Origin of the sequence: Sphingomonas sp. (genome assembly GCF_032114135.1) — a bacterium.
Classification (GTDB): domain Bacteria; phylum Pseudomonadota; class Alphaproteobacteria; order Sphingomonadales; family Sphingomonadaceae; genus Sphingomonas.
This window is the reverse complement of the sequence record NZ_DAMCTA010000003.1, coordinates 228,958-249,300: the sequence shown is the minus strand read 5'-3', so window position 1 is coordinate 249,300 and position 20,343 is coordinate 228,958. Positions and strand designations below refer to the sequence as shown.

The window sequence follows — 20,343 nt, the reverse complement described above, 5'->3', positions numbered from 1 at the left end:
CGCTCGACAGCGGTGCGTTGGACACTTTTTGTTCTCGCCCGAACCGATGCGTGCTAGCGTTTGCCGATGCCCCCGACTCGAATCGCGTCGCGCAGGAAACAGGGGCCGAGGTATGGAATTCAGAGATAGTGAGAACAGCGTGAACGAGACCGCCATCATCGAAGCCGCCCCCGCCAGCAAGGCGCTCGACAGCAAGGCGATCGTGCCGCAGCCCTATCCGGTCGAGGTCGATCATGCGCGCGACGCGCTGCTCACCGATTTCGGCAAGGAGACGCTGAAGGACCGCTATCTGCTCCCCGGCGAAAGCTATCAGGACCTGTTTGTCCGCGTCGCCTCGGCCTATGCCGACGACCAGGCGCACGCCCAGCGCCTGTACGACTATATCTCCAAGCTATGGTTCATGCCGGCCACCCCGGTGCTGTCGAATGGCGGCACGGGCCGCGGCCTGCCGATCAGCTGCTATCTCAACTCGGTGCCGGACAGCCTGGACGGCATCGTCCAGACCTGGAACGAGAATGTCTGGCTCGCCTCGCGCGGCGGCGGCATCGGCACCTATTGGGGCAGCGTGCGCGGCATCGGCGAGCCGGTGGGCCTGAACGGCAAGACCAGCGGCATCATTCCGTTCGTCCGCGTGATGGATTCGCTGACGCTGGCGATCTCGCAGGGCTCGCTGCGCCGTGGTTCGGCCGCCTGCTATCTCGACATCTCGCACCCCGAGATCGAGGAGTTCCTCGAAATCCGCAAGCCGTCGGGCGACTTCAACCGCAAGGCGCTCAATCTGCACCACGGCGTGCTGATCCCCGACGCGTTCATGGAAGCGGTGCGCGAAGGCGCCGAATGGCAGCTGAAGAGCCCGAAGGACGGCTCGGTCCGCTCCACGGTCGATGCGCGCGCGCTGTTCCAGAAGCTGGTCGAAACCCGCCTCGCCACCGGCGAGCCGTACATCGTGTTCTCGGATCACGTGAACTCGACCATGCCCAAGCACCACCGCGATCTGGGCCTCAAAGTCTCGACCTCGAACCTGTGCTCGGAGATCACGCTGCCCACCGGCCGCGACCATCTCGGCAATGATCGCACCGCGGTGTGCTGCCTGTCCTCGCTCAACCTCGAGACCTGGGACGAGTGGAACAAGGACAAGTTGTTCATCGAGGACGTGATGCGCTTCCTCGACAATGTGCTGACCGACTATATCGAGCGCGCGCCCGACGAGATGGCCCGGGCCCGCTATTCGGCGGCGCGCGAGCGCTCGGTCGGCCTCGGCGTGATGGGCTTCCACAGCTTCCTCCAGGCGCGCGGCATCCCGTTCGAAGGCGCGATGGCGAAGAGCTGGAACCTGCGCATCTTCAAGCATGTCAGCGCGCAGGTGAACGAAGCGTCGATGGCGCTCGCCGTCGAGCGCGGGCCGTGCCCGGACGCCGCCGACATGGGCGTGATGGAGCGCTTCAGCTGCAAGATGGCGATCGCGCCGACCGCGTCGATCTCGATCATCTGCGGCGGCACCAGCGCCTGCATCGAGCCGATCCCGGCCAATATCTACACCCACAAGACGCTCAGCGGCTCCTTCTCGGTGCGCAATCCGTATTTGGAGAAGCTGCTCAAGGAGAAGTCGAAGAATTCCGACGCGGTGTGGAATTCGATCCTCGAGCAGGGCGGCTCGGTCCAGCATCTCGATTTCCTCACCGTCGAGGAGAAGGATTGCTACAAGACCAGCTTCGAGATCGACCAGCGCTGGATCCTGGAGCTGGCGGGCGATCGCGCGCCGTTCATCGACCAGGCGCAGTCGCTCAACCTGTTCATCCCGGCGGACGTGGAAAAGTGGGACCTGCTGATGCTCCACTTCCGCGCCTGGGAACTGGGCATCAAGTCGCTCTACTATCTGCGTTCGAAGTCGGTGCAGCGCGCCGGCTTCGCGGGCGGGGTCGAGGCCGACAACACGATCGAGAAGCCCAAGTTCGATCTGGGCGAGTCGACCGATTATGACGAGTGCCTGGCCTGCCAGTAAGCCCGGTAGCGGCCGCGAAGCGGCCGCCTGATTGACGCGTCGACGCCCTCCCCGTCCATCGGACCAGGAGGGCGTCTTGCGTTTAGGACCTGCACAAAGGGGCAGGCTTATCGCGAAGCCTGCTGCAGAAATCTATTTATTACAAATACTTAGCGAAATCTCGCCGACTTCCCTTAGGGACGGGGGTAGCAACGCCGGGATGGTTCCCTGGTTTTCGCTCAACCTGATACAGGTTGAGGAGATTGATCGTGCCCGTTTCGAAAGTCCTGATTGCCGCCCTGGGTGGCCTAGTCGTTGCCGTGACCCCGGTTTCCGCCTTCGCCCAGTCCAAGATGGTCGGCGGTGCCGAGATGGTCGCCAGCAAGACGATCGTCGAAAACGCCTCGCAGTCGGCGGATCACACCACGCTGGTGGCAGCGGTGAAGGCGGCGGGCCTCGTCGACACGTTGGGCGGCAAGGGTCCGTTCACCGTCTTCGCGCCGACCAACGCCGCATTCGACATGCTGCCCGCCGGCACGGTCGACACGCTGCTGAAGCCCGAGAACAAGGCGGCGCTGACCAGCATCCTCACCTATCATGTCGTGCCTGGCACGGTCACGGCGACCCAACTGGTCGGCAAGATCAAGGCCGGCGGCGGTACCGCGATGCTCAAAACCGTGCAGGGCGAGACGCTCAAGGCCAGCCTGTCGGGCAGCAACGTCGTGCTCACCGATACCAAGGGCGGCCAGGCGATGGTGACGATCGCCGATGTCCCGCAGTCCAACGGCGTGGTGCACGTGGTCGACCATGTGCTGATGCCCTAATCGACTTGCGGGTGTTGAAAGGAGGATAGCGACATGCGGAAACTGGAACGACGCAAGCGGGTGGCGCTCAAATGGGGCGCCCTGCTCTTCGTGCTTTTCTGGATCGCGGTGATCGCGTTCCGTATTTCGCTGATGGCGTCGGACACGGCGACTCCATGGTCCTTCACCTGATACGCCGGGCCGGGGGAGGATGACCTTCCCCGGCTCACCCCGTGCTATACGGGCTTCTACCATATCTGGGGGCAGCCAATGGGCTGCAACCTCTAGATGTCGGAATATCCACAGCCAAAACTTGCGCGGCGACCGCTATTTCGGTGGCGTCGCGCGGGCAGTTTCGATAGAGTTGGCAACCTCGAATTGACGGTGCCGAAACGCGGCGCCCGCACAGATCAAGGTATCGCTGAAAGCCTATCATGCGCCCGCATCGAATCGACCTTCGCGCTTCGGGCGCTTCGTGCACGATGGCGGGATTGCGTTTGTCCGCACGGCGTTTTGCGCGCGCTGCCGGCCGCCGCCGGCGATGCGGAGGAAGCCATCGCTTCCCCCGCCGCCCGGTGTCAGGCTTCTTCTTCGAACAGCTCGGCTGCGACATCGGCATTGGCCGACAGGCGGACCTTGTCGCCCTCGACTTCGGCCACCAGGCCTCCGGGGAGATAGTGGTGGTGCCCTTCATGGCCGCCGGTGGCGCCTTCAACCTGAGCACCCGAATCCTTCTTGGTCAGCTTGATGCGGTCGCCATCGACATGGTCGACGGTGCCGACATGGACGCCGTCGGCGCCGATGACTTCCATATGCTCCTTGATTGCGCTCAGATCTGCCATGGGTCTTCTCCTACTTGGGGTTCGCGCACCGAACGCACGCGGTCGCGAAACGATGCACGCTGCCCCAAGGGCCGTCTGCCATACCTAGGGATAGCCGCATGAAGATCCGTGCCGCCTTCGCCCTTGCCGCCCTCGCCCTGCTCGCCGCCTGCGCGCACCAGGTGCCGAGCGCGGTCACCCCGCAGGCCCCGGGCTTCCTGCTTGGGCTGTGGCACGGCTTCATCTTCCCGGTCGCCTGGGGGCTGTCGCTGCTGTTCCCGGAGGTCGCGGTCTACGCCGTGCCGAACAATGGCGGCTGGTATGATTTCGGCTTCTTCATCGGCGTGGTGTTCCTCGGCGTCGGCGCGCAGGGTGGCCGCAAGGTCGTCTATCGCGAGCGCGTCGTGGTGCGCGATGGCATGAAGACCGTCCGCGGACGGGTGATCGACCAATGACACGCACGCTCGCTCTCCAGGCCGGCCTCGGCATCGCTTCGGGCACGGCAGGACTGATCGTCCTCCTCCGCCCCGCGGCGGCGCGCGGGCTGCTGCGCTTGGAGGCCAGCGAGGCGGCGACCTATGCGCTGCGGATCGGCGGCATGATGCTGGTCGCGCTCGGCCTGTTCCTCACCGGCTTCGCGCTGGCCTTTGCAAGTGCGGGAGGGGTGGCATGAGCGGCTTCTTCCGCAATCCTCCCCTGCAAGGGGAGGTGGCAGGCCGCAGGCCTGACGGAGGGGTGTCCCCGCTGGGGGCGCCGGCCTCCGTCCCCGGCCTTGATACCCCTCCACCGCCCTGCGGGCGGACCCCCTCCCCCTCCGGGGGAGGATCCTAGTTTCCTCGTTTCCACCGTATCTGACGAATACCTGCCGGAGTACCCCGATGTCGCTTCTCGAAGCCCGCAAGACCTACAAGCCCTTCGAATATCCCTGGGCCTATGAATATTGGAAGCGCCAGCAGCAGGTCCACTGGCTGCCGGAAGAAGTACCGCTGGGCGAGGATTGCCGCGACTGGGCGCAGAAGCTGACCGATCACGAGCGCAACCTGCTCACCCAGATCTTCCGCTTCTTCACCCAGGCCGATGTGGAAGTGCAGGATTGCTACCACGAGAAATACGGCCGCGTGTTCAAGCCGACCGAGGTGAAGATGATGCTCACCGCCTTCTCCAACATGGAGACGGTGCACATCGCGGCATACAGCCACCTGCTTGACACGATCGGCATGCCTGAGACCGAGTACAGCGCCTTCCTCCAGTACAAGGAGATGAAGGACAAGCACGACTATCTGAGCACCTTCGGCGTCGATACCGACGAGGATATCGCCAAGACGCTGGCGATGTTCGGCGGCTTCACCGAGGGGCTGCAGCTGTTCGCCAGCTTCGCGATGCTGATGAACTTCCCGCGCTTCAACAAGATGAAGGGCATGGGCCAGATCGTCACCTGGTCGATCCGCGACGAGAGCCTGCACTGCGAAGGCATCATCAAGCTGTTCCACACCTTCTGCAAGGAACGGAACTGCATGACCCCGAGCGTGCGCGACGACATTCTGGACATGTGCCAGAAGACCGTGCGCATCGAGGACGCGTTCATCGACCTGGTGTTCGAAATGGGCCCGGTGAACGGCATGACGCCCAAGGACATCAAGAAGTACGTCCGCTTCATCGCCGACTGGCGCCTGGGCCAGCTGGGCCTGAAGCCGATCTACATGATCGACGAGCACCCCCTGCCCTGGCTCGCCCCGCTGCTCAACGGCGTCGAGCACGCCAATTTCTTCGAGACGCGCGCCACCGAATATTCGAAGGCGGCGACGCGCGGCCAGTGGAACGAGGTGTGGGACAGCTTCGACAAGCGCCGCCAAGCCAAGACCAGCACGATCGCCAACGAAGACGCGATCGAAGGCGACATGTTCGCCAAGGCGGGGATCGCGGCGGAGTAAGCTGGGGCTCTCTTCTTACCCCCCTCCCGCTTGCGGGAGGGGCAGGGGGAGGGTGTGTGCTGGAAGCGAGGGCCGATGCTGCAGAAGCGATCGGTACTCGCGGGAAGGCGCAAGGATGCGGACTAATGTAGCGGATCGGCCGCTACCCTCACTCACCCTCCCCTAGCCCCTCCCGCAGGCGGGAGGGGAAATTGAGGAAGAGGCGGCCGTTACCCCAACGCGGCGATGAACGCCCGCGCATTGGCGCCGACCTGCTCGGCGGTCATCCCCACCTTGTAGAGCGCCGAGCCCAGGCCGAAGCCTGGTGCGCCTGCCGCGCGCCATGGCTCCATATTGTCTGGTGCCACGCCGCCCACCGGCAGCACGCGCGCTTCCGCGGGCAGCACGGCGCGCATCGCCTTGAGTACCGTCGGGCTCGCCGCCTCGGCCGGGAACAGCTTGAGCGCCGTCGCGCCTGCGTCGAGCGCCGCGAAGGCCTCGCTGGGCGTCATGATGCCGGGCAGCGAGACCATCCCCGCCGCCGCGCTGGCGCGGATCACGTCGAGGTTGGCGTTGGGCGAGATGATCATCGTGCCGCCCGCATCCGCCACGGCCTGTACCTGCTCCACCCGCAGCACCGTGCCTGCGCCGATCACCGCGCGACCGGCGAAGCGCTTGGCGAGGCGCGACACGCTTTCCAGCGGCTCGGGCGAGTTCATCGGCACTTCGATCAGCGTAAAGCCGGCCGCGACCAGCTCGTCGCCGATCGCCTCAACCTCGTCGGGCTTCACGCCGCGCAGGATCGCGATCAGCGGGCAACGGGCGAAGGCGGCGTCGAATTCGGCGATGTGGCTCATGCAATCTGCTCCGCAATGGCAAGGATTCCCGCGACGAACGCGTCATGGCTGCTGGCGATCACCGCCTCGCGACCCTGCGCGCCGATCGCCGCGGCATAGAGGCCGCCCAGCATCGGGTCGGCCAGGATATGGACGGTGTCGTGCCCGGCGTGCTCCAACCGCGCGGCGACGTCGCTGCCGATCAGCAGCCCGCTGGCGAAGGCCGCCGCATCGGCATCGTCGCGCACGCCCAGCATCTTGGCGGCACGGATGCCGAACAGCGAGGCGGCGAGGTCGCGCTTGCGCCCCTCCTCCACGCCGGCATGGAAGGCCGGGCCGACATGGACTTCGCCGCTAAGCTGGGCTGCGAGCAGGCCATGCTTGCGCAGCGTGGCGAACAGCTCGCCGGTCATCGCGGTGGTGAAGTCGGCGATGCGGCCGCCCGCCATCTCGACCCATTTGCAGTGAGTACCCGGCTGGACGAGCAGCGCGTCGGCCGGCGCCAGTCCCGCGCGCACCGCGCCGAGCAGCTGGACTTCCTCGCCGCGCATCACGTCCGGCCGGCCGGTGACCATGGTCGAGACGCCCGGCACGATCGCACTGCGCTCCTCGACCCAGAGCAGCCCTGCGGCCAGCTCCGGGAAGCCCGCGGGTGCCGCGACATAGGGCGCTGGCGCCCAGCCGATATTGGCGCCGACCATGCCCGCCATCAGCAGCGGCAGGTCGCCGTGCCGCGCGCGGATGCCGGCAGCCTCGGCGGCGAAGTCGGTGACCGCGGTCACCCCCTTGTCGTCGCGCTCGGTGTGGGTGACCGCGCCGTTCTCGACGAGGAAGACGCGGCGATTGGTCGTGCCCCAGTCGACCGCGAGGAAGGAGCCCGAGAAGCTTACCACCATGTCGCGTACAGCCCGATCAGGATCAGAATGATCACCACGGCGGCGATGTTGAAGCCGGTGGTGGTGTTGAAGCGCACGCCTTCCATGCGGATGCGGTTGCTGCCTCCGGCCGCGGGGCGGGCCAGCGAGACGATCACCGCCAGCGCCAGCGAGGCGAGAAACACGATTCCCATGCGGTTGATGAACGGGACCGCGTTCAGCGCTTCGATCCCGCCCCACTTGGCCGGGAACCAGAAGACGAAGCTGAGCACCACCGAGGCGACGGCACCCACCAGCGCGCCCGCTTCGGTCGCGCGCGGCCAGAACAGGCCGAGCAGGAAGATGACGGTGATGCCAGGCGTAACGAATCCCGAGAATTCCTGGATGTACTGGAACGCCTGGTCGAGGCTGCCGAGCAGCGGCCGCGCGGTGAACATCGCGATGATGATCGACACCACCGCGGCGATCCGACCGACGCGCACCAGATGCGTTTCGTAGCCCGCCTTGTCGCCGCCATCCTCGGCGCGGGTCTGCACGCCCTTCAGCTTGGCGTAGATGTCGAGGGTGAAGATCGTCGCGATCGAATTGATCTTGGAGGCGGTGGACGCGATGATCGCCGCAATCAGCGCCGCGAAGACGAGGCCGAGCAGCCCGGTCGGCAGCAGCGCCATCATCGTCGGATAGGCTTGGTCCGGCTTGGCGAGGTTGGGCGCGAGCACCACCGCGGCGATGCCCGGCAGCACGATGACGACCGGCATCAGCAGCTTGAGAAAACCCGCGAACACCACGCCGCGCTGCGCCTCGGCGAGGCTCTTCGCCGCGAGTGCGCGCTGGATGATATACTGGTTGAAGCCCCAATAGCTGAGATTGGCGATCCACATGCCGCCGACCAATACGGCGATGCCGGGCAGGTCCTTATAGTGTGGATTGTCGGGCGAGAGGATCATGTCGAAATGGTCGGGCACGCGCCGCGTCAGCTCCTGGAAGCCGCCGATCACGCCGCTGTCGCCGCCGATCTTGGTCAGCGTGAGATAGGCGACCACGAGGCCGCCCAGCACCAGCAGCGTCACCTGGACGATGTCGGTCAGCGCCACCGCCTTGAGGCCGCCGCGCAGCTGGTAGAGCAGCGCGAAGGCGCCCAGCCCGATCAGCGCCACGTCCTGGTTGACGCCCGCGACCTGGGTGACCGCGATCGACCCCAGCCAGATGATCGAGGTGAGGTTCACGAACACGTACAGGATCAGCCAGAACACGGCCATCACCGTGCGGATGGTCGGCCCGAAGCGCTGCTCCAGGAACTGTGGCATCGTGTAGATTTCGTTGCGCAGGAAGATCGGCAGGAAGAACTTGCCGACGATCAGCAGGGTCAGCGCCGCCATCCACTCATAGGAGGCAATGGCAAGGCCGATGGCATAGCCCGAACCCGACATGCCGACGATCTGCTCGGCCGAGATGTTCGCCGCGATCAGCGAGGCGCCGATCGCCCACCAGGGCAGGTTCTTCGAGGCGAGGAAATAGTCGCTCGAATCCTTGGTGGCGCCCGCCTTGTCGCGGCTCACCCATTGCGCGAGGCCGAAGATGCCGATCGCATAGACGATCACCACGACCAGATCGATGTTGGATAGACTCATGCCCACTCCTGCCGGTGCCGGCGCGAACGGCATGGCTCGCGCGTCTTGCCCCTCCCCGCCCCAATGCAGGGTTTGTGCATTCATTTATCTTATTTATCGGGGTTGTCCAGTTACGCCGGTGGAGTACCATGGCCGCAACGATGGGGACGTGCGCAGCTTCGCACGAACAAGAACAGGAAAGCAAACACGAGGATGTCTACCGCTCCCTCCCTCCCTGCCGATGCCGTCCGTTCGGGGCTGGGCCGCAATCTTACCTATGGCATGCTCGACGCGCTGGGCCGCGCGATCGTCACCGGTCGTTACGAGACCGAAGCATTCCCGACCGAAGCCGAACTGGCCAAGCAGCACGGCGTCAGCCGTTCGGTCACCCGCGAGGCGGTGAAGATGCTCACCGCCAAGGGCCTGCTGAGCGCACGGCCGCGGCAGGGCACGGTGGTGCAGCCTGCGTCGTCGTGGAATTTGTTCGACACCGATGTGCTGCGCTGGTTGCTCGAGCGGCAATTCTCGGTCGACCTGCTGCGTCAGTTCAGCCAGCTGCGCATCGCCATCGAGCCCGAGGCGGCGGCGCTGGCTGCGCAGTTCGGCACGCCCGAAGACCTGCAACGCATTTCCGCCGGCCTTGCTCGGATGGAAGCGGCGGAACGCGGGCTCGACGACACGCTGGATGCCGACATCGCCTTTCACGTCGCGGTGCTGCGCGCCTCGGGCAACCCCTTTTACGCGCAGTTCCGCGACATGGTCGCGACCGCGCTACGTACCTCGATCCGCTTCACCAACCGGATCAAGGGCCGCAGCGCGAGCGTGGCCGACCATGCCGCAGTCCGCGACGCGATCGCCGCCAAGGATTATACCGGCGCCCGCGTCGCGATGCGGACGCTGATCGGCGACGTGGTCGAACTGATCGAGACCGTCGAGGGCGCCGACGCGGCGGCTTAAGGAATCAGCCGATCGGCGCGCAGCCGCTCGAACAGCGCGAAGAAGGCGTCGTCGGTCGGCTGATAGGCGGTGAAGCCCATCCGGCGGCTCTTCGACATGTCGGTTACCACCTCGATCGGGCGACCCAGATCGGCATCGGTGTGCCAAGGCGAGGCCAGCCGGGCGAGGTTCGGCTCGGCCAGCCCTTCGCGCTCGGCAATCGTGCGCCACAGATCGGCATCGCCCGCCATCTGCTGTTCGAGCGGCTGGACCGATCCTTCGAACGGCGCGGCTTTCAGGCCAAACCATTCGGCGATGCGCGCCCACATCCATTGCCAGCGGAAGACGTCGCCATTGACTACATTGAACGCCTCGTTGGCCGCTCCCGGCGTCTCCGCCGCCCAGACGAGATGCCGGGCGAGCTGGCCCGCATCGGTCATGTCGGTGAGCCCGCTCCACTGCGCCGCCGAACCGGGAAAGCGGAACGGCCGGCCGGTTTCGCGGCACAGCGTGGCATAGACCGCCAGCGTGGCGCCCATGTTCATGGCATTGCCGACAGCCTTGCCGATCACGGTGTGCGGGCGGTGCACGCTCCAGGTGAAGCCGTCACGTTCCGCCGCGGCGAACACTTCGTCTTCCTGGGCATAATAGAAATTGTCGACGTCTAGCCGCCCTTGCTCCTCGCGGAACGGCGTCTGCGGCAGACTGCCCTTCCCATAGGCCTCGAACGGCCCGAGATAATGTTTGAGCCCGGTGACCAGCGCGACGTGGCGCGGACCGGTAGGCTTGGGCAGCCCGTCGAGCAGGTTGCGCACCATCGCCGAATTGACGCGGATATTCTCCGCCTCGCTGTCCTGCCGCAGCCAGGTGGTGATGAACACCGCATCCGGATTCACGTCCGCCAACGCTTGCGCGGTCGCGGCCGCATCGGTGAGGTCGGCAGCGACCGGCGCGACGCCCGCCTGCTCCACGGGGCGGCGTGCCAGCCCGTGCACCGTCCAGCCCTCTGCCACCAGCAGGTCCGCCGTTGCGCTGCCGACGATGCCGCTTGCGCCTACCACCAAAGCCGTCTTGGCCATTTTTGCCTCCATAAAGCGTTCGAGACCGAGCTAGGCAGCCGGTCCCGCGGCTTCTAGACGGCACCAAATCGGAACCTAGGCACCAAGAGGTACCCAACTATGCGGCCAGGTACGGCGGATTCGGAATGGCGGGAGGATTGCGCGCCGCGGCGGGTGCTGGCGCTGTTCGCCACCAAATGGACGAGCATGGTGCTCCACATTCTCCACGCCCGCCATGGCGGCGCCGCGCGGAGCGGCGTGCTGCTGCGCAGCCTGCCCGGCATCTCCAAGAAGATGCTGACTCAGACGCTGCGCGAGATGGAGGAGGTGGGGCTGGTCGAGCGGGTCGTCCAGAACGCGGTGCCGCCGGCGGTGGAGTACCGGCTGACACCGCTGGGCGATCGTTTCGTCGAGCCGGTCGAATTGCTCTATGCCTGGGGGCGCGACAATGCCGATGCGCTCGACCAGCTCGGCAGCCGGCCCACCGCCCGTCGCGCCTGAACCCCCTTAGTGGCTGTCGCGCGGCAGGCCCTTGGTCTGGGCGATACGCTGATACTTCACCGCATTCTCGAACACCGCGCCGCCATCGAACTGGCCGACCAGCCCGCGATGGATCTCCTGCCACGGCGTCTGGGATTCGGGCACATAGTCGATGCCCAGGTCTGCGCGGCGCTGCGCTAGTTCCGCGTCGCTGACCAGCAAGTTCGCCGAGCGGGTGTTCAGGTCAATACGGATGCGGTCGCCGGTGCGGACCAGCGCGAGGCCGCCGCCCACCGCCGCCTCGGGTGCCGCATTGAGGATCGAGGGGCTGCCGCTGGTGCCCGACTGGCGGCCGTCGCCCAGGCAGGGCAGCGCATGCACGCCCGCCTGGATCAGCGCCACCGGCGGGCGCATGTTGACCACCTCGGCGCCGCCCGGATAGCCGACCGGCCCCGCGCCGCGCATGATCAGGATGCTGTTTGCGTCGATGCCGAGCGCGGGATTGTCGATGCGGTGGTGATAGTCCTCGGGACCATCGAACACGACCGCGGTACCTTCGAACGCGCCAGGATCGTCCGGGTTCGAAAGGTAGCGGGCGCGGAACTCGTCAGAGATCACGCTGAGCTTCATCACCGCATTGTCGAACAGGTTGCCCGAAAGCACCGTCAGCCCCGCCGCAGGCCGCAGCGGCGTCGCGAGCGGCCGGATCACGTCGTCATCCTCGATCTCCGCCGTGCCGATATTCTCGCCGATGGTACGGCCGTTGACGGTCAGCGCATCGTTGTGGAGCAGCCCGGCGCGATAGAGCTCGCCCATCACCGCGGGCACGCCCCCGGCGCGGTAGAAATCCTCGCCGAGATAGGTGCCCGCCGGTTGGAGATTCACCAGCAGCGGCACGTCGGCGCCGTAGGATTCCCAATCCTCGAGGCTGAGCTCGACGCCGATATGGCGTGCGATCGCATTGAGGTGGATCGGCGCGTTGGTCGAGCCGCCGATCGCCGAGTTGACGCGGATCGCATTGAGGAAGGCCTCGCGGGTCAGCACGTCGCTAGGCTTGCGATCGGCCAGCGTCATCTCGACGATCTGGAGGCCGGTGCGATAGGCGCATTCGGCGCGATCGCGATACGGCGCCGGAATCGCCGCCGAGCCGGGCAGCGACATGCCGAGCGCCTCGGCCATCGAGTTCATCGTCGTCGCGGTGCCCATGGTGTTGCACCAGCCGGTCGACGGCGCGGACGAGGCGACGAGCTGGATGAAGCCCTTGTAATCGATCTCGCCCGCCGCGAGCATCTCGCGCGCCTTCCACACGATAGTGCCCGATCCGGTGCGCTCGCCCTTGAACCAGCCGTTGAGCATCGGGCCGACCGACAGCGCGATCGCGGGAATGTTCACCGTGGCGGCGGCCATCAGGCAGGCCGGGGTCGTCTTGTCGCAGCCGATGGTCAGCACCACGCCGTCGATCGGATAGCCATAGAGCGTCTCGACCAGGCTGAGATAGGCGAGGTTGCGGTCGAGCCCCGCAGTGGGACGCTTGCCGGTCTCCTGAATCGGATGGGTCGGGAATTCGATGGCGATGCCGCCCGCCTCGCGAATCCCCTCGCGCACCCGCTTGGCAAGTTCGAGATGGTGGCGGTTGCAGGGGCTGAGATCGCTGCCGGTCTGTGCGATGCCGATGATCGGCTTACCCGATTGCAGCTCCTCCAGGCTCAGCCCGAAGTTGAGGTAGCGCTCGACATAGAGCGCCGTCATGTCGGGGTTATCAGGGTTGTCGAACCATGCCCGCGAGCGCAGCGCCGCGCGACGAGTTCCAGCTTCTTCGGTCATGATTCCTCCGCTACGGCGCAATTTGGCGTGTCACTGTGGCCCTTGATAACCGCGGCGTACGCCCATAGGAAGCATATATATCTTATAAAAGGATGGCCTGATATGTCGGAGCGGATTCGTCTGGGGTTGGTGGGGATCGGCAAGATCGCGCGCGATCAGCATCTGCCGGCGCTGGAAGGCGATGACCGTTTCGAGCTGGTCGCTACCGCGAGCCGCAACGCTTCGGTCGACGGCGTCGCGGCACATAAGGACATCGACTCGCTGATCGCCGGGGGCCATGACCTCACCGCCGTGTCGCTCTGCACGCCGCCCGAGGGCCGCTACGACCAGGCGCGCATCGCGATCGAGGCGGGGCTGGACGTGATGCTGGAGAAGCCGCCCGCCGCGACGCTCACTGAAATCGCCGACCTCGCCGAGCGCGCGCGTGCCAAGGGCGTGACGCTGTTCACTACCTGGCATTCGCGCGAGGCCGCGGGCGTCGAGCCCGCCAAGGCGTGGCTCCAGGGCAAGCAGATCAAGGCCGCGCGGATCACCTGGCGCGAGGACATCCGCCGCTGGCACCCGGGGCAGGAATGGATCCTGGCGGCGGGTGGTTTCGGCGTTTTCGATCCGGGCATCAACGCGCTTTCGATCGCGACCAAAATTCTGCCGCACGCGCTGCTGCTCGACGAGGCGTGGATGGAAGTGCCCGAGGGCCGCGCCTCGCCGCTCCGCGCCAAGCTGCACATGCGCAGCGGCGGTGCCGCGGTGACCGCGGACTTCGACTTCCTCCAGACCGGCCCGCAGACCTGGGACATCGAGGTCGACACCGATGCCGGCACGCTGCGCCTCGGCATGGGCGGCAGCATCCTCCAGCTGCCAGGCGAGGACGAACAGAAGGCGCCGGACCGCGAATATGCCCGGCTCTATGCGCGCTTCGCCGAGCTGGTCGCTGCGAAGCAGAGCGACGTCGACGTCCGCCCGCTCCAGCTGGTCGCCGATGCCTTCCTCGTCGGCGAGCGCACGATCGGCGAGACCTTCACCTTCTGAGCTTGACCGGCGCTCGCTGGGCCGGGCGCCGGCATTTTCCATCCATCCCGGACCGGTCGCTACGCCGTTCGACATATTTTGCGACAACCTTTTTGTGGCACCACGGAAACGTGCCATCTAATGGCGAGTTTGGCAGTGACCGGTGGTCCGGCATTCCTCGGGCCACCCCTAAGCGGGTTCTGAAATTTGAACGCTCCGACCAGCTATGGCCGTTCGGGCCTGATCGTGTTTGCATCGGCCCTGCTTCTCGCGTCGTGCAGCGCCGGCGACGGCGCCGGCAAGCAGCAGGCGGGCGGTCGCCGCGGCCACTCCGGCCCGCCGCAGGTCGGCTATGTCGTGGTGCAGCCGGGCAGCGTGCCGATGACGACCGAACTTGCCGGCCGCGTCACCGCCTATCAGTCCTCCGAGGTCCGCCCGCAGGTCGCCGGCATCGTCCAGCGCCGCTTCTTCACGGAGGGCACGATCGTCCGTCAGGGCCAGACGCTCTACCAGATCGATCCCAGCCTCTATCAGGCGAGCACTGCGCAGGCGCAGGCCAACCTGCAGAACGCGCAGGCCAATCTCGAAGCCGCACGGATCAAGGCCGATCGATACAAGCCACTCGCCGCGATGCAGGCGGTGAGCCAGCAGGATTATACCGACGCGGTCGCCGCGTCGCGCCAGGCGGCGGCCCAGGTAGCGCAGCAGCGCGCCGCGCTGCAAACCGCCCAGATCAACCTGCGCTTCACCAAGGTGCCCGCCCCGATCACTGGCCGGATCGGCCGCAGCCTCGTCACCGAAGGCGCGCTGGTCACAACCAATCAGACCGATCCGCTTGCCACGATCCAGCGGCTCGACCCAATCTATGTCGACATCCAGCAGTCGAGCGCCGACATGCTCGCGCTGCGCAAGGCGCTTGCCAAGGGCGGCATCACCCCGGCCAGTGCCGCGGTTCGGCTGAAGCTCGAAGACGGCAGCGATTACGCGATGGCCGGCACGGTCGAGTTCTCCGAAGTGGTGGTGAACGAAAGCACCGGCACCGTCACGCTGCGCGCCCGCTTCGCCAACCCGCAGAGCATTCTGCTGCCGGGCATGTTCGTTCGCGCGACGTTTGCGCAGGCGATCGACACGCAAGCATATCTCGTACCCCAGGCCGGCGTTTCGCGTGATCCCAAGGGGAATGCGACCGTCTATGTGGTCGGGCCGGGCAACAAGGCGGTGGCACGCACCGTCGTCGCCGATCGCACGATCGGGCAGAATTGGGTTATTACGCAAGGACTTGCGCCGGGCGACAAGGTGATCGTGCAGGGCACGGCAAACCTCAAGCCAGACATCGACATCAAGCCGGTCCCCGCCAACACGCCGCAGAAGATCCAGCCGCCCAAAAAGGGCCAGGGGCAAGGCGGCGACCCATCCAAGGGCGGCAGCCAGGCCAAGGCGGGCTGAGCCCCCATGTCGCGCATCTTCATCGACCGGCCGATCTTCGCCTGGGTGCTCGCCATCATCGTGATGCTGATGGGCCTCGCCGCGATCTTCTCGCTGCCCATCGCGCAATATCCCGACATCGCGCCGCCGCAGGTCAACATCCGCGCGACGTACCCCGGCGCCTCAGCAGAGACGGTGCAGAACAGCGTCACCCAGGTGATCGAGCAGCAGCTGAGCGGCATCGACGGCCTGCTCTATTTCAGCAGCTCTTCCACCTCGCGCGGCCAGGTGTCGATCTCGGCGACCTTCGAAAAGGGTACCAACCCGGACATCGCCCAGGTGCAGGTCCAGAACAAGGTGCAGCAGGCCTTGTCCCGCCTGCCCACCCAGGTGCAGCAGCAGGGCCTGACCGTCACCAAGTCGAACCCCGACTTCCTGATGATCGTCGGCGTCTATGATTCGACCGACAAGAAGACCAATCTCGACGTCTCGGACTGGCTCGCCTCCAACCTGCAGGATCCGCTGTCGCGGATCGAGGGCGTCGGCGACACCAACGTCTTCGGCGCACCCTATGCGATGCGCATCTGGCTCAACCCGTCGCGGCTCTCGAGCTACGGGCTGATCCCCAACGACATCATCACCGCGATCCAGGCGCAGAACACCGAAATCGCCGCGGGCGAGCTCGGCGGCCAGCCGATGCCCGACGAGCAGATGCTCAACGCGACCGTGACCTCGCAGTCGCGGTTGCAGACGCCCGAGCAGTTCGCCAACATCATCGTGAAGACCGATACCACGGGCGCCGCGGTGAAGCTGCGCGACGTCGCGCGCGTCGAGCTCGGCTCGGACAATTACAACTCGTCGAGCCGGATCAACGGCCATCCGGGCGCCGGCCTCGCCATCTCGCTTTCGCCGGGCGCCGACGCACTCAAGACCGCGGACCTGGTGAAGCAGCAGGTCGACGCGGCCTCCAAGGGCTTCCCGGCCGGCTTCAAATACGCCTATGCCAACGACACCACCGGCTTCATCAAGCTTTCGATCGAGGAAGTAGTGAAGACGCTGGTCGAGGCGATCATCCTCGTCGTCATCGTCATGTTCGTGTTCCTGCAAAGCTGGCGCGCGACGCTGATCCCCGCGATCGCGGTGCCGGTGGTGCTGCTCGGCACCTTCGGCGTGTTCTATGCGCTCGGCTTCTCGATCAACACGCTGACCCTGTTCGGGCTCGTCCTCGCCATCGGCCTGCTCGTCGACGACGCGATCGTCGTCGTCGAGAATGTCGAGCGGTTGATGGAAGAGAATCCGGACATGACGCCGCGCGAGGCGACGATCCGCTCAATGGACGAAATCCAGGTTGCGCTGGTCGCCATCGCGCTCGTTCTCTCCGCGGTGTTCCTGCCGATGGCGTTCTTCGGCGGCTCGACCGGCGTGATCTACCGCCAGTTCTCGGTGACGATCGTCTCCGCCATGGTGCTCTCCGTGCTCGTTGCGTTGGTGCTGAGCCCCGCGCTTACCGCCACGCTGCTCAAGCAGAAGAGCGAGGAGAAGGACGTCGAGGACACGTGGTTCGCGCGTAAATTCCCTTGGGTCGGCCGCGGGCTGACCACGGCCAAGACCAAGTTCAACAACGGCTTCGATCGCGGCGTCGAACGCTATGCCGGCTGGGTGCAGGCGGTGATCGACCGCAAGTGGATCTTCCTGCTCGTCTATGTCGCCGTCTGCGCGGTGCTGGTGCTGATGTTCGTCCGCCTGCCCACCGGGTTCCTGCCGACCGAGGACCAGGGCGCCGCCTCGGTGCAGTTCCGCCTGCCCGCGGGCGCCACCATGTCGCGCACCAAGGAAATCCAGCTGGCGGTTGAAAAATACTTTCTGACGCAGGAGGCCAAGAACGTCTCGGTGATGTTCTCGGTCGCCGGCGGCGGCGGTGGTGGCGGCCCGGCCGGGCAGAATACCGGCCAGGGCTTCCTCAACCTCACGGATTGGTCCGATCGCAAAGGTACCGAAAACAGCGCGGACGGAATCGTCAACCGCGCGGCGGGCGCCTTCCGCAACTTCCGCGACGCCCAGGTCTTTGCGCTGGTGCCGCCGGCGATCCGAGGCCTCGGCCAGTCGACCGGCTTCACCATGGAGCTGCTCAATTCCAGCGGCATGAGCCGCGACCAGTTCGTCGCCGCGCGCGACAAGCTGCTCGCCGCCGCCAATGCCGATCCGGAGCTGACCGCGGTACGCCTGACCGACCTGCCTGACGTCGCGACGCTCAAAGTCGATCTCGACCAGCAGAAGCTCGCCACGCTGGGCCTCAGCCAGGCCGACGTGAACTCGACATTGTCGACCGCCTGGGGCGGCCGCTACGTCAACGACTTTATCGATCGCGGCCGCGTGAAGCGCGTCTATGTTCAGGGCGACGCGCCCTATCGCTCGGAGCCTGGCGATCTCGCCCAGTGGTTCGTCCGCAGCAGCAATGGCCAGATGGCGCCGTTCACCTCCTTCGCCTCGACGAGCTGGGCGACGGCGCCGACCTCGATGGCGCGCTTCAACGGCGTGCAGTCGTTCGAGTTCAGCGGCCAGGCGGCACCGGGCAAGAGCTCGGGCGAGGCCATGAAGCGCATCGCCGAGCTTGCCGCGCAGATCCCCGGCACCAGCGTCGCCTGGGCGGGCCTGTCCTATCAGGAGCGGCTCTCCTCGGGCCAGGCCCCGTTGCTCTACGGCGTGTCGCTGCTCGTCGTATTCCTGTGCCTGGCGGCGCTGTACGAGAGCTGGTCGATTCCGATCGCGGTGCTGCTCGTCATCCCGCTCGGCTTGGTCGGCGCGATCTTCGCGGTCACGCTGCGCGGGCTGCAGAACGACGTCTATCTGCAGATCGGCCTGCTCACGACGATGGGCCTCGCCGCCAAGAACGCGATTCTGATGATCGAATTCGCCGAACAGGCCGAGAAGCAGGGCAAGCGCGTGATCGAGGCGGCGCTCGATGCGGCCCGCATCCGTCTCCGCCCGATCCTGATGACAAGCCTGGCCTTCATCTTCGGCGTGCTGCCGCTGGCGATCTCGACCGGCGCTGGCGCCAACAGCCGCATCGCCATCGGCACCTCGGTGATCGGCGGCATGCTGACTGCGACGATCCTCGCCATCTTCTACATCCCGCTGTTCTTCGTGCTCGTCCGCCGCGGCGTGCGCGACGGGCTGGCCGCGCTGCGCAACCGCCGCCATCGCAACACCCCGGAGGCCCAGGCATGAAGCGCGCGCTGACGCTCCTCACCACCGCCGCGCTTGCCGGCTGTTCGATGGCGCCGAAGGACGTGCGCCCCGCCGCGCCGGTGCCTCCGAGCTGGCCGGTGGGCGACTCCTATCTGCGCACCAGCGAGGCGACGCTGCCCGCGCTCAGCTGGCGCGACGTGTTCCGCGATGCGCGGCTGCAGAAAATCATCGAGCAGGCGCTCGCCAACAATCGCGACCTGCGGGTGGCGGCGGCGAACATCGCCGCGGCGCGCGCGCAATACCAGATCCAGCGCGGGGCGCAGCTGCCCCAGGTCGATGTCAGCCTCGGCATCACCGAGCGGCGCGGCAATTCGACCAATATCGGCAACGGGCTGGGCAATACCGGGGGCACGGGAACTGGCACCGGCACCGGCGGAACCGGCACGGTGGGCAACACCGGCACCAACGGCACCGCGCTTCGCACCAACTATTCCACCCAGGTTGGTATCACCGGCTTCGAGCTCGACCTGTTCGGCCGCCTCGCCTCGCTCACCCGCGCGCAGCAGAACACCTATTTCGCCACAGAGGCCGGCGCGCGTGCGACCCGGCTGACGCTGGTCGGCGACATCGCGACGGCGTGGCTCACCTATGCGTCGGACGCCAGCCTACTTGCCGTCGCGCAGCAGACCGCGAAGAGCGCGGAGGACAGCGTCCGCCTCACCCGCGCCCGGCTAGATGGCGGGGTCGCCCCGCGCACTGATCTTCGCCAGGCCGAGCAGACGCTCGCCACCGCGCAGAACGACGTCGCGCGCCAGACCAGCGCGCTGGCGCAGGACGTCAATGCATTGCGCCTGCTCGCCGGGTCGGAGGTCGACCAGGCACTGCTCCCCGCCTCGATCGAGCAGGCCGCCCCCACCATTGCCGGCGTGCCGGCAGGCCTCGATTCGAGCATCCTGCTGCGCCGACCGGACGTGGTGCAGGCAGAATATCAGCTGCGCGCCGCCAACGCCCAGATCGGTGCGGCGCGCGCCGCGCTGTTCCCACGGATCAGCCTCACCACCGTTCTCGGCCTTGCCAGCACCGCGCTCTCCAGCCTGTTCGACGGCGATGCCTTCACCTGGCAGGCGGGCGGCACCGGCAGCTATTCGATTTTCCGCGGCGGCGCCGGCCGCGCCAATGTGCGGCTGAGCGAAGCCCAGCAACAGGCGCAGGTCGCCAATTACGAGCGCACGATTCAGACGGCGTTCCGCGACGTCGCCGATGCGCTGGCGGTGCGCGGCACGCTCGACGCGCAGCTCCGCGCGACCCAGCTGCAGGAAGAGGCGGCCGCCGACACCTACCGGCTGAGCGAAGCGCGCTATCGCGGGGGGATCGACACCTTCCTGCAGAGCCTCGTCTCGCAGCGTTCGCTTTATGCGGCGCAGCAGCAGCTGGTGACGGTACAGCTCACCGCGGCGACCAACCGGGTGAACCTCTACCGCGCACTCGGCGGCGACTCGCAGCTGGACGTGACGCGCAACGGGCCGCAGCCGGTGAACGCGTCCGGAACCGCCGCGAACCCGGGCAGTTGACCGCACGCCCCTGCTT

18 protein-coding genes are annotated in these 20,343 nt (G+C 66.5%); 12 read left to right on the top strand and 6 right to left on the bottom strand.

Features of this window, described 5'->3' with window-relative positions:
• Positions 1–112: 112 nt before the first annotated feature.
• The 3 genes from RT655_RS16965 (at position 113) to RT655_RS16955 (ending at position 2,976) form a co-directional block, all read left to right on the top strand.
• Positions 113–2,002, top strand: coding sequence for a ribonucleoside-diphosphate reductase subunit alpha (locus RT655_RS16965; RefSeq protein ID WP_313538953.1), 1,890 nt, complete (start codon positions 113–115; stop codon positions 2,000–2,002).
• 248 nt (positions 2,003–2,250) lie between these two features.
• Positions 2,251–2,805 (top strand): fasciclin domain-containing protein, encoded by a 555-nt coding sequence (locus RT655_RS16960; protein ID WP_409530286.1) that lies wholly within the window; start codon positions 2,251–2,253, stop codon positions 2,803–2,805.
• A gap of 33 nt (positions 2,806–2,838) precedes the next feature.
• Entirely contained in the window at positions 2,839–2,976 is a 138-nt protein-coding gene (locus tag RT655_RS16955) for a hypothetical protein (RefSeq protein WP_313538951.1), read from the top strand.
• Between the two features lie 386 nt (positions 2,977–3,362).
• Here the strand turns inward: RT655_RS16955 and RT655_RS16950 are convergent, their stop codons facing one another.
• Positions 3,363–3,626 carry a DUF2171 domain-containing protein gene (locus tag RT655_RS16950; protein ID WP_313538949.1) on the bottom strand — a complete coding sequence of 88 codons (264 nt, stop codon included), beginning with the start codon at positions 3,624–3,626 and terminating at the stop codon, positions 3,363–3,365.
• A gap of 98 nt (positions 3,627–3,724) precedes the next feature.
• Between RT655_RS16950 and RT655_RS16945 the strand changes: the two genes are divergently transcribed.
• The 3 genes from RT655_RS16945 to RT655_RS16935 all read left to right on the top strand — a co-directional run bounded on the left by RT655_RS16945 (position 3,725) and on the right by RT655_RS16935 (position 5,536).
• Positions 3,725–4,060, top strand: coding sequence for a hypothetical protein (locus tag RT655_RS16945; protein ID WP_313538947.1), 336 nt, complete (start codon positions 3,725–3,727; stop codon positions 4,058–4,060).
• The gene (locus RT655_RS16940) at positions 4,057–4,278 is read left to right on the top strand and encodes a hypothetical protein (protein ID WP_313538945.1); all 222 of its coding nucleotides are present in this window, start codon (positions 4,057–4,059) and stop codon (positions 4,276–4,278) included. The genes RT655_RS16945 and RT655_RS16940 overlap by 4 nt, the downstream gene beginning before the upstream one ends.
• Before the next feature lie 205 nt (positions 4,279–4,483).
• Positions 4,484–5,536 (top strand): ribonucleotide-diphosphate reductase subunit beta, encoded by a 1,053-nt coding sequence (locus RT655_RS16935; protein WP_313538943.1) that lies wholly within the window; start codon positions 4,484–4,486, stop codon positions 5,534–5,536.
• Between the two features lie 209 nt (positions 5,537–5,745).
• Here the strand turns inward: RT655_RS16935 and RT655_RS16930 are convergent, their stop codons facing one another.
• Genes RT655_RS16930 through RT655_RS16920 form a run of 3 tightly spaced genes read right to left on the bottom strand, consistent with a single transcriptional unit; the run spans position 5,746 to position 8,857 of the window.
• Entirely contained in the window at positions 5,746–6,372 is a 627-nt protein-coding gene (locus RT655_RS16930; RefSeq protein ID WP_313538941.1) for a 2-dehydro-3-deoxy-6-phosphogalactonate aldolase, read from the bottom strand.
• On the bottom strand, positions 6,369–7,247 hold the full coding sequence (locus RT655_RS16925; protein ID WP_313538940.1) for a 2-dehydro-3-deoxygalactonokinase: 879 nt from the start codon (positions 7,245–7,247) through the stop codon (positions 6,369–6,371). The genes RT655_RS16930 and RT655_RS16925 overlap by 4 nt, the downstream gene beginning before the upstream one ends.
• On the bottom strand, positions 7,238–8,857 hold the full coding sequence (locus tag RT655_RS16920; RefSeq protein ID WP_313538938.1) for a sodium/sugar symporter: 1,620 nt from the start codon (positions 8,855–8,857) through the stop codon (positions 7,238–7,240). Before RT655_RS16920 ends, RT655_RS16925 begins: the two co-directional genes overlap by 10 nt.
• Before the next feature lie 192 nt (positions 8,858–9,049).
• Here RT655_RS16920 and RT655_RS16915 point away from each other — a divergent pair, with 192 nt between their 5' ends.
• The gene (locus RT655_RS16915) at positions 9,050–9,793 is read left to right on the top strand and encodes a FadR/GntR family transcriptional regulator (protein ID WP_313538936.1); all 744 of its coding nucleotides are present in this window, start codon (positions 9,050–9,052) and stop codon (positions 9,791–9,793) included.
• Here RT655_RS16915 and RT655_RS16910 read toward each other — a convergent pair.
• On the bottom strand, positions 9,790–10,851 hold the full coding sequence (locus tag RT655_RS16910) for an SDR family oxidoreductase (RefSeq protein ID WP_313538934.1): 1,062 nt from the start codon (positions 10,849–10,851) through the stop codon (positions 9,790–9,792). The two genes, RT655_RS16915 and RT655_RS16910, sit on opposite strands and share 4 nt — an antisense overlap.
• A 99-nt stretch (positions 10,852–10,950) precedes the next feature.
• Here RT655_RS16910 and RT655_RS16905 point away from each other — a divergent pair, with 99 nt between their 5' ends.
• Positions 10,951–11,331 carry a helix-turn-helix domain-containing protein gene (locus RT655_RS16905; RefSeq protein ID WP_313538932.1) on the top strand — a complete coding sequence of 127 codons (381 nt, stop codon included), beginning with the start codon at positions 10,951–10,953 and terminating at the stop codon, positions 11,329–11,331.
• 6 nt (positions 11,332–11,337) lie between these two features.
• Here RT655_RS16905 and RT655_RS16900 read toward each other — a convergent pair whose 3' ends face one another.
• On the bottom strand, positions 11,338–13,134 hold the full coding sequence (locus RT655_RS16900) for an IlvD/Edd family dehydratase (RefSeq protein WP_313538930.1): 1,797 nt from the start codon (positions 13,132–13,134) through the stop codon (positions 11,338–11,340).
• A 102-nt stretch (positions 13,135–13,236) separates the two neighbouring features.
• Here RT655_RS16900 and RT655_RS16895 point away from each other — a divergent pair, with 102 nt between their 5' ends.
• The 4 genes from RT655_RS16895 (at position 13,237) to RT655_RS16880 (ending at position 20,327) form a co-directional block, all read left to right on the top strand.
• Complete coding sequence (locus RT655_RS16895; protein WP_313538928.1) at positions 13,237–14,163, top strand: Gfo/Idh/MocA family oxidoreductase; 927 nt, start codon at positions 13,237–13,239, stop codon at positions 14,161–14,163.
• Between the two features lie 186 nt (positions 14,164–14,349).
• Positions 14,350–15,588: an efflux RND transporter periplasmic adaptor subunit gene (locus RT655_RS16890; protein ID WP_313538926.1), complete on the top strand. Its 1,239-nt coding sequence runs from the start codon at positions 14,350–14,352 to the stop codon at positions 15,586–15,588.
• A gap of 6 nt (positions 15,589–15,594) precedes the next feature.
• Entirely contained in the window at positions 15,595–18,795 is a 3,201-nt protein-coding gene (locus RT655_RS16885) for an efflux RND transporter permease subunit (protein ID WP_313538924.1), read from the top strand.
• A complete protein-coding gene (locus tag RT655_RS16880) occupies positions 18,792–20,327 on the top strand; it encodes an efflux transporter outer membrane subunit (RefSeq protein ID WP_313538922.1) in 1,536 nt (511 codons plus the stop codon). Before RT655_RS16885 ends, RT655_RS16880 begins: the two co-directional genes overlap by 4 nt.
• Positions 20,328–20,343 lie beyond the last annotated feature (16 nt).

Coding starts and splice junctions, on each gene's coding strand:
- RT655_RS16965 (WP_313538953.1), top strand. CDS start 113: ATGGAATTCAGAGATAGTGAGAACAGCGTGAACGAGACCGCCATCATC.
- RT655_RS16955 (WP_313538951.1), top strand. CDS start 2,839: ATGCGGAAACTGGAACGACGCAAGCGGGTGGCGCTCAAATGGGGCGCC.
- RT655_RS16950 (WP_313538949.1), bottom strand. CDS start 3,626: ATGGCAGATCTGAGCGCAATCAAGGAGCATATGGAAGTCATCGGCGCC.
- RT655_RS16945 (WP_313538947.1), top strand. CDS start 3,725: ATGAAGATCCGTGCCGCCTTCGCCCTTGCCGCCCTCGCCCTGCTCGCC.
- RT655_RS16940 (WP_313538945.1), top strand. CDS start 4,057: ATGACACGCACGCTCGCTCTCCAGGCCGGCCTCGGCATCGCTTCGGGC.
- RT655_RS16935 (WP_313538943.1), top strand. CDS start 4,484: ATGTCGCTTCTCGAAGCCCGCAAGACCTACAAGCCCTTCGAATATCCC.
- RT655_RS16930 (WP_313538941.1), bottom strand. CDS start 6,372: ATGAGCCACATCGCCGAATTCGACGCCGCCTTCGCCCGTTGCCCGCTG.
- RT655_RS16925 (WP_313538940.1), bottom strand. CDS start 7,247: ATGGTGGTAAGCTTCTCGGGCTCCTTCCTCGCGGTCGACTGGGGCACG.
- RT655_RS16920 (WP_313538938.1), bottom strand. CDS start 8,857: ATGAGTCTATCCAACATCGATCTGGTCGTGGTGATCGTCTATGCGATC.
- RT655_RS16915 (WP_313538936.1), top strand. CDS start 9,050: ATGTCTACCGCTCCCTCCCTCCCTGCCGATGCCGTCCGTTCGGGGCTG.
- RT655_RS16910 (WP_313538934.1), bottom strand. CDS start 10,851: ATGGCCAAGACGGCTTTGGTGGTAGGCGCAAGCGGCATCGTCGGCAGC.
- RT655_RS16905 (WP_313538932.1), top strand. CDS start 10,951: ATGCGGCCAGGTACGGCGGATTCGGAATGGCGGGAGGATTGCGCGCCG.
- RT655_RS16900 (WP_313538930.1), bottom strand. CDS start 13,134: ATGACCGAAGAAGCTGGAACTCGTCGCGCGGCGCTGCGCTCGCGGGCA.
- RT655_RS16895 (WP_313538928.1), top strand. CDS start 13,237: ATGTCGGAGCGGATTCGTCTGGGGTTGGTGGGGATCGGCAAGATCGCG.
- RT655_RS16885 (WP_313538924.1), top strand. CDS start 15,595: ATGTCGCGCATCTTCATCGACCGGCCGATCTTCGCCTGGGTGCTCGCC.
- RT655_RS16880 (WP_313538922.1), top strand. CDS start 18,792: ATGAAGCGCGCGCTGACGCTCCTCACCACCGCCGCGCTTGCCGGCTGT.